We start from the raw sequence: 7532 nt of genomic DNA, 5'->3' as shown, positions 1-7532 counted from the left end.
AACTAGATTACTTAGAAGACGTCGCAGCCATGCGCCGCCTCCCACAATGGCCAGACTGCGAAAGCAGGGCGTGGCGACGCCCACGCACGCCGCAAACCCTCGCGGAGGGCCAGCCGCCGGAGGCCGCGGTGCGGCCCGTGAGCGAAAGGAGACTCGGGCGTGGCGATGACGGAACACGCCTTCGCAGCAACCACACCGGCAGCCATTTATTTTGCACATTCCTCGCGAAAATGGCATCCGTTCACCCAAAGTGAGGGATTCGCATGCGCTCCACCCGGATTGGTCTGGTTCTTGTTGCTTCGTGGCTGCTTATCGCCCCCGCCGGCTTGGCTACAGCGCAGGAAGGCGAGGGGTTGAGCGATGTGCTGACCGACCTGCTGCGAGGCTCTGAAGGCGCCGGCCCGACCGCCGGCCCCGACCGCCGTGTTCCATTCGGCCGGGAGGAGATGCAGCTCTCCTTTGCCCCGCTGGTCAAGGAGACCGCGCCCGCCGTCGTCAACGTCTACGCGTCCAAGCAGGCGCGGGCGGTGCGTTCGCCGTTCGAAGGCGATCCCTTCTTCGAAAAATTCTTCGGCCGCCAGATGCGGCCGCGGGTGCAGAACTCCCTGGGCTCCGGCGTCATCGTGGATGCGAGCGGCCTCGTCGTCACGAACTTCCATGTCATCCGCGACGCCGATGAGGTGAAGGTCGCGACCTCAGACGGACGCGAATTCGCCAGCAAGGTGCTGCTGAAAGACGAGTCGCTCGATCTGGCGATCCTGAAGATCGATGCGCCGGAACCCTTCCCGGTGGTGCCGATCGGCGATTCCGACGCGCTGGAGGTGGGCGACCTCGTGCTCGCCGTCGGCAACCCGTTCGGCGTCGGCCAGACCACGACCAGCGGCATCGTCTCGGCGCTGGCGCGCAGCCATGTCGGCGTGTCCGACTTCGGCTTCTTCATCCAGACGGACGCGGCGATCAATCCCGGCAATTCCGGCGGTGCGCTGATCAACATGGCCGGCCAGTTGGTCGGCATCAACACGGCCATCTTCAGCCGCACCGGCGGCTCGATCGGCATCGGCTTCGCCATCCCGTCCAACATGGTGCGCGCGGTGACGCAGGCAGCCGCCAGCGGCAGCGACTTCTTTGAGCGGCCCTATCTCGGCGCCGACTTCGAGGAAGTGACGGCCCAGATTGCCGAATCCCTCGGCATGCCGCGCCCGACCGGTGCGCTCGTGTCTTCCGTGGCGGCGGATGGACCTGCGGCGAAGGCGGGACTGCGGCCCGGCGACGTCGTTCTGTCTATGAACAATGCGGTGATAGAGCACGTCGACGCGCTGAGCTATCGCCTGGCGACGCAGACGATCGGCGCCGCGGCGGAATTGAAGGTGCTGAGCCAGGGCGACGAGAAGACGGTCTCCGTCGAGCTGGTCCGCGCCCCCGAGGGCACTGCGACCGAACTCACGATCCGCGGCCGCAGCCCCTTCGCCGGTGTTAAGATCGCCGAGCTTTCGCCGCGGCTGGCGCAGAAGCTAGGTCTCGATGCCGACGTCAAGGGGGTCACCGTCGTCGACATCGATCGCAATTCACCGGCCGCCGGCCTCGGCCTGCAGCCACGCGACATCGTGCGCGAGGTGAACGGCGAAGAGATCACTACGGCCGAAAAACTGAAGCAGGTTGCGGAGACGCCTTCGCGCTGGTGGCGCTTCACCGTCGAGCGGGACGGCCGGCTCATGCGCCAGACCCTCAGGTACTGATGGCAGACCTTTTCGGCGCCGACGAACCGGTCAAGGGGCGCTCCGCAGCGCCACTCGCCGACCGGCTGCGTCCGAAGACGCTCGCGGAGGTTGTCGGCCAGGAGCACTTGACCGGCGAGGACGGTGCGCTGACGCGGCTGATCCGGTCCGGCTCGCTCGGCTCGATGGTCTTCTGGGGGCCACCCGGCACCGGCAAGACGACCGTGGCGCGGCTGCTCGCCGGCGAGACGAAGCTCGCCTTCGAACAGATTTCCGCGATCTTCTCCGGGGTCGCCGACCTCAAGAAAGTGTTCGAAGCAGCCAAGCTGCGCCGGCAGAACGGCCGTCAGACGCTGCTCTTCGTCGATGAGATCCACCGCTTCAACCGCGCCCAGCAGGACGGTTTCCTGCCGGTGATGGAGGACGGCACGATCGTGCTCGTCGGCGCCACCACCGAGAACCCGTCATTCGAACTCAACGCCGCGCTTCTTTCGCGAGCCCGCGTCCTCGTCTTCCACACGCTCGGCGAGGAAAGCCTAGAAAAGCTGCTGTCGCGGGCTGAAGAGGTCGAGGGCATGCCGTTGCCGCTCGATGAGGAGGCGAGGGCCGTGCTCCTGCGCATGGCGGACGGCGACGGCCGTGCGGCCTTGACGCTCGCCGAGGAAATCTGGCGCGCCGCAAAGCCCGGCGAGGTATTCGACGCGGAAGCGCTGCAGCACATCGTCCAGCGCCGCGCGCCGATCTATGACAAGGGCCAGGACGGCCACTACAATCTGATCTCGGCGCTGCACAAGTCGGTGCGCGGCTCCGATCCGGATGCGGCCCTCTACTACCTCGCTCGCATGCTCGATGCCGGCGAAAACCCGCTCTATCTCGGCCGCCGGCTGGTGCGCATGGCGACGGAGGACATCGGGCTCGCCGATCCGCAGGCGCTGGTGATCGCCAACGCCGCCAAGGACGCCTACGACTATCTCGGCTCGCCGGAAGGCGAACTCGCCCTTGCGGAGGCGACCGTCTACCTCGCCACCGCGCCGAAATCGAATGCCGTCTACACGGCCTTCAAAGCTGCGGCGCGGGCCGCCAAGGAACACGGCTCCCTGCTGCCGCCGAAGCATATCCTCAACGCTCCGACCAAGCTGATGAAGGAAGAAGACTACGCCGCCGGCTACCTCTACGACCACGACCAGCCGGAGGCGTTTTCAGGTCAGGACTATTTCCCCGAGAAGATGGGCCGCCGTACCTTCTACGATCCGCCGGAGCGCGGCTTCGAGCGCGAAATTCGCAAGCGGCTCGATTATTGGGCGAAAATCCGGCGCGAGCGCGGCGGATCCTGACGCATCTCTCGGTACTTAGCCGGCGCGCTTGCGCTTCTTCTGTTTCAGCCTTGTAGCAGCCCGGCGAAAAAGCCCGGCCTCCCGAACATCCTCCGGTTACGCGCTCCTCCCTATCAAGTCCCGGCGGGGGCTTGGAAGCCGGCCGCGTGACCGAATGCCGGCCGCTCTTGTCGGGCAGGCGTCGGGCCGCGGTCCAACCTGAAGGACGTTCGCAACATGAGCACTTCAAAGAACACCCTGCCGCAAATGAACGGCGGTCTGTTCCTGACCGATGGTGGCATCGAGACGACGCTGATCTACCAGGACGGTTTCGACCTGCCCTATTTCGCCGCCTTCCATTTGTTCAGGGACGAGAAAGGCCTGCGCGCACTGCGCCGCTATTTCGCACGCCACGCTTCGATCGCCCGGAAGAACGACATGGGGTTCGTCCTGGAAAGCGCGACTTGGCGCGCAAGCAGGGACTGGGCCGAGAAGCTCGGCTATTCGGCGGCCGAACTGGAGGAGGTCAACCGACGGGCAATCCGGCTGCTGCGCGAGATCAAGGCCGAATACGAGACGCCGAACTCGAGGATGGTGATCAGCGGCTGCGTCGGCCCGCGCGGCGACGGTTACGACCCCGGCAGGATCATGAGCCCGGAGGAGGCACAGGCCTATCATTCCCAGCAGGTGCGCATCTTCGCCGACGAAGGCGTCGACATGATCTCGGCGATCACGATGACCAATCCCCACGAGGCGATCGGCGTCACCCATGCGGCGCAGGCCGCGGAACTCCCGGTGGTCGTCTCTTTCACCGTGGAGACCGACGGCAACCTGCCGACCGGTGACAGCCTCGGCAAGGCGATCAACATGGTCGACCGCGCCACGGGAAACGGGCCCGCCTACTACATGATCAACTGCGCACACCCGACCCACTATGAGAGCCGGCTCATGTCGGGAGAGCCCTGGGTCGAGCGCATCGGCGGCATGCGAGCCAACGCCTCGCGGCTCAGCCATGCGGAACTCGACAAGGCCACCGAACTCGACGACGGGAATCCCGCGGAATTCGGCCGGCAGTTCGCCGACATCCGCTCGCGGCTGCCGGGTATGAACGTACTCGGCGGCTGTTGCGGCACCGACCATCGCCACGTCGAGCAGATCGCGCTGAGCTGCGTCGAGGCGAAGGCGGTCTGATCGAGGCAAGAGAGTATGTGGGCAGCCGGGCAAGCTCCCGGCCGCTTTGCTTCATTGAATGATGACGTGCAGCGGAGATTAAGGTTTCTTCCGAGACGGAAACAACGGCGCAAAGCGCAGCAGCACCGTCAGCTGACGCAGTTGACCTGCCGGCTTGCCGAAGGCAAGTAGAGGCATGTTTCATCTTGTCTTAGTGGCTGTCGGCGGCGCCATCGGCGCGGCGCTTCGCCATCTCGTCAACATGGGTTCCCTGCGGCTGGTGGGGCCTGGTTATCCCTGGGGCACGATGGTGATCAACATCGTCGGCGCCTTTGCGATGGGCGTCTTCATCGAACTCCTCGCACGGCGCTTCAACGCATCGAACGAGCTCAAGCTCTTCGTTGCCACGGGCGTCCTTGGCGGCTTCACCACGTTTTCCGCCTTTTCGCTCGACTTCGCGGTGCTGTGGGAGCGCGGCGCGGCGCTTCCGGCGCTGGGTTACGTGCTGGCCAGCGTCATCGGGTCCATCCTCGCCATCTTCCTCGGATTGTGGCTCGTAAGAACCGTCGGCTGATGCTATTGCGCCGGCTCACGCGAGCGAACGAAGCATGGCAGGCGTAGAACAGATCAAGGTCGAGGACGGCGAGGCGGGCATGCGCCTCGACCGCTGGTTCAAGGTCCATTATCCGGGCCTCGGCTTCGGCCATCTCCAGAAGCTCTTGCGCTCCGGCCAGATCCGGGTCGACGGCGGCCGCGTGAAGGCGGACTCGCGCGTCGAGCCCGGCCAGATGGTGCGCGTGCCGCCTTTGCCCGTCGACAAGGCGGGCGCTGGACCGCTGACCGCAAAGACGATCCGCGGGCAAGACGATGGCGACGTGCTGCGCCAGATGCTGCTCCACGAGGATCCGAAGGTCTTCGTCTTCAACAAGCCGGCGGGTCTCGCCGTGCAGGGCGGCTCCGGCGTGACGCGCAGCGTCGATTCCATGCTTGAGGCTTGGCGCAACAAGAAAGGCGAGAAGCCACGGCTGGTCCACCGCCTCGACCGCGATACGTCCGGCGTGCTGGTCGTCGCGCGCACCCGTCTTGCGGCGATGAAGCTTGCCGAGGCTTTTCGCGCGCGGGAGACGAAGAAGACTTACTGGGCACTGGTCAAGGGCGTGCCGCCGAAGCGCGAGGACAAGATCTCCACCTGGCTTATCAAGGAGCAGACGCCCGACGGCGACCGCATGCGAGTCGCCAAGCATGGCGAGAAAGGCGCCGACCATGCGGTTTCCTTTTACCGTGTCGTCGAGCAGGCCGGCCAGACGCTGTCGTGGCTCGAGATGGAGCCCTATACCGGCCGCACGCACCAGCTTCGCGTGCATGCGGCCTATATCGGCTGCCCGATCATCGGCGACCCGAAATATTTCGAGGCGGACACCAACTGGGAGTTCCCGGGCGGCATCCAGAACAGGCTGCATCTCCACGCCAGGCGCATCGTCATCCCGCATCCCGACAGCGGCACGATCGACGTGACGGCGCCCATGCCGCCGCATATGCGGCAGAGCTGGAACCTGATCGGCTTCGACGACGCGAGCGGAGACGAGGAGTGAGCGGCATCTCCGCGCTTGAGCGTCGCGACACGGTCGATACGCTCGCGGTCTGCATGATGATCGGCCTGACCCTCTCCTGGGGGCTCAACGGTGTCGCGGCAAAACTGTCGAATACGGGATACGATCCTGTTTTCCTCACGCTGGTGCGCTCATTGCTGGGCGGGGCGCTGGTCTTTTTCTGGTGCCGCTGGCGCGGCATTCGCCTTTTCGACGCGGATGGAACGCTGTGGCCGGGCCTGCTGGCGGGCTTTTTCTTCGGCCTCGAATTCCTGCTGATCTTTGTCGGGCTGGACTATACGACGGCCGCCCGAAGCACGCTGCTGGTCAACACCATGCCCTTCTGGGTGCTCATCGGAGGGCATTTCCTGCTCGGCGAGCGGATGACGTGGCGCAAGATTGCCGGCCTTCTGCTCGCCTTCGGCGGCCTGGTGCTGATCTTTTCCGATAAGCTCAGCCAGCCGGGACCCGATGCGCTGATCGGCGACCTGATGAGCATTGGCGCGGGATTGAGCTGGGCTGCCACCTATGTGGTGATCAAGCGCACGAAGCTTGCGTATGCCGGAGCTGAAAAGCTGCTGCTCTACCAACTCGGCGTGGCCGGAGTCCTTGCCGCTACGCTTCTGCCATTTGCAGGCCCGGCGATCCGCGACGTCAACGCCGTCGCGACCTGGGCATTGCTTTTCCAGTCGGTCTATATCGTCGCCATCACCTATGTGCTGTGGTTCTGGCTGATAAGGAGCTATCCCGCTTCCGGCCTCGCCAGTTTCACCTTCCTGACCCCGGCCTTCGGCGTGCTCTTCGCCGGGCTGATCCTTGGCGAACCGCTCGGGATCACTATCTTCCTGGCATTGGGGCTGATCGCGGCCGGGCTGCTGCTCGTCAACCGCTCGTCGAAACGGCCGATATCCGTGGAACAATGATGCGCGACATTCTGAACGATCTCGAAGCCGGCCGGCTTCTTTCCGATCCGGACCCGGTGCGCCGTGCGCAGATCCAGATGCGTACGCCGCTGCCAAAACGCTTCTACAAGGACGTGGCCGTCGCGGAAGGCGAGGGCGGTTTCGTGGTCAAGCTGGACGGCAAGGCTGTCAGGACGCCCGGCAAGGCTCTGCTCGTCCTGCCGGTCGAAAGTGCAGCGCAACTGGTGGCCAGGGAATTCGATGCACAGGGCGAAACGCTCGACCTTGCTTCCATGCCCGTCTACCGGCTTGTCAACACGGCGATCGACGGCGTCGCCAGCGACCCGCAGGCGGTACTCGAGGACATACTGCGCTACTCCTCGTCCGACCTGCTCTGTTACCGGGCAGACGGACCCGACACGCTGGTGCGGCGTCAGAACGAGGCATGGGACCCCGTGCTCGATTGGGCGAGGGCAGTCCTTGGCGCCCGCCTTCTGCTTGCCGAGGGGGTGATCCATGTGGAGCAGCCGCGTGAAGCTATTGCAGCCCTTGGCGTTCATCTCAACCAGCGCGCCCAGCCGTTGCGGCTGGCGGCACTGCATGTGATGACCAGCATGACCGGTTCGGCGCTGCTGGCGCTCGCTGTCGATTTCGGCGAGCTGGATGCGGAGACGGCATGGAGCGCTGCTCATGTCGACGAAGATTTCCAGGCCGAGCACTGGGGCCAGGATGCCGAGGCGTTGGCCCGCCGCGCTCACCGCAAGCGTGACATGATGGCTGCGGCCGATCTGATTGAGGCGATAAAGGCCTGACGCCGGAGCGCAATGGTGCCGGCGATGGCGA

The 7532-nt window shown here is 65.2% G+C and carries 7 protein-coding genes; all 7 read left to right on the top strand.

Going from position 1 to position 7532, the window contains the following annotated elements; translation table 11 throughout:
- Positions 1 to 263 precede the first annotated feature (263 nt).
- The 7 genes from D8676_RS23320 (at position 264) to D8676_RS23290 (ending at position 7501) form a co-directional block, all read left to right on the top strand.
- Complete coding sequence (locus D8676_RS23320) at positions 264 to 1736, top strand: DegQ family serine endoprotease (protein ID WP_121583487.1); 1473 nt, start codon at positions 264 to 266, stop codon at positions 1734 to 1736.
- Positions 1736 to 3049 carry a replication-associated recombination protein A gene (locus D8676_RS23315; RefSeq protein ID WP_121583486.1) on the top strand — a complete coding sequence of 438 codons (1314 nt, stop codon included), beginning with the start codon at positions 1736 to 1738 and terminating at the stop codon, positions 3047 to 3049. Before D8676_RS23320 ends, D8676_RS23315 begins: the two co-directional genes overlap by 1 nt.
- A 216-nt stretch (positions 3050 to 3265) precedes the next feature.
- Positions 3266 to 4219 (top strand): homocysteine S-methyltransferase family protein, encoded by a 954-nt coding sequence (locus D8676_RS23310; protein WP_121583485.1) that lies wholly within the window; start codon positions 3266 to 3268, stop codon positions 4217 to 4219.
- Positions 4220 to 4394: 175 nt separating this feature from the next.
- Entirely contained in the window at positions 4395 to 4772 is a 378-nt protein-coding gene (gene crcB / locus D8676_RS23305) for a fluoride efflux transporter CrcB (protein WP_121583484.1), read from the top strand.
- A 34-nt stretch (positions 4773 to 4806) separates the two neighbouring features.
- A complete protein-coding gene (locus D8676_RS23300) occupies positions 4807 to 5790 on the top strand; it encodes an RluA family pseudouridine synthase (protein WP_121583483.1) in 984 nt (327 codons plus the stop codon).
- Positions 5787 to 6710: a DMT family transporter gene (locus tag D8676_RS23295; protein ID WP_121583482.1), complete on the top strand. Its 924-nt coding sequence runs from the start codon at positions 5787 to 5789 to the stop codon at positions 6708 to 6710. Before D8676_RS23300 ends, D8676_RS23295 begins: the two co-directional genes overlap by 4 nt.
- A complete protein-coding gene (locus D8676_RS23290) occupies positions 6710 to 7501 on the top strand; it encodes an ATP12 family chaperone protein (RefSeq protein WP_121583481.1) in 792 nt (263 codons plus the stop codon). The genes D8676_RS23295 and D8676_RS23290 overlap by 1 nt, the downstream gene beginning before the upstream one ends.
- Positions 7502 to 7532: the final 31 nt, after the last annotated feature.

This window comes from Mesorhizobium sp. YM1C-6-2 (genome assembly GCF_003666685.1).
Taxonomy (GTDB): domain Bacteria; phylum Pseudomonadota; class Alphaproteobacteria; order Rhizobiales; family Rhizobiaceae; genus Mesorhizobium_K.
This window is presented reverse-complemented; position numbering and strand designations above follow the sequence as displayed.

Coding starts and splice junctions, on each gene's coding strand:
- D8676_RS23290 (WP_121583481.1), top strand. CDS start 6,710: ATGCGCGACATTCTGAACGATCTCGAAGCCGGCCGGCTTCTTTCCGAT.
- D8676_RS23315 (WP_121583486.1), top strand. CDS start 1,736: ATGGCAGACCTTTTCGGCGCCGACGAACCGGTCAAGGGGCGCTCCGCA.
- crcB (WP_121583484.1), top strand. CDS start 4,395: ATGTTTCATCTTGTCTTAGTGGCTGTCGGCGGCGCCATCGGCGCGGCG.
- D8676_RS23300 (WP_121583483.1), top strand. CDS start 4,807: ATGGCAGGCGTAGAACAGATCAAGGTCGAGGACGGCGAGGCGGGCATG.
- D8676_RS23320 (WP_121583487.1), top strand. CDS start 264: ATGCGCTCCACCCGGATTGGTCTGGTTCTTGTTGCTTCGTGGCTGCTT.
- D8676_RS23310 (WP_121583485.1), top strand. CDS start 3,266: ATGAGCACTTCAAAGAACACCCTGCCGCAAATGAACGGCGGTCTGTTC.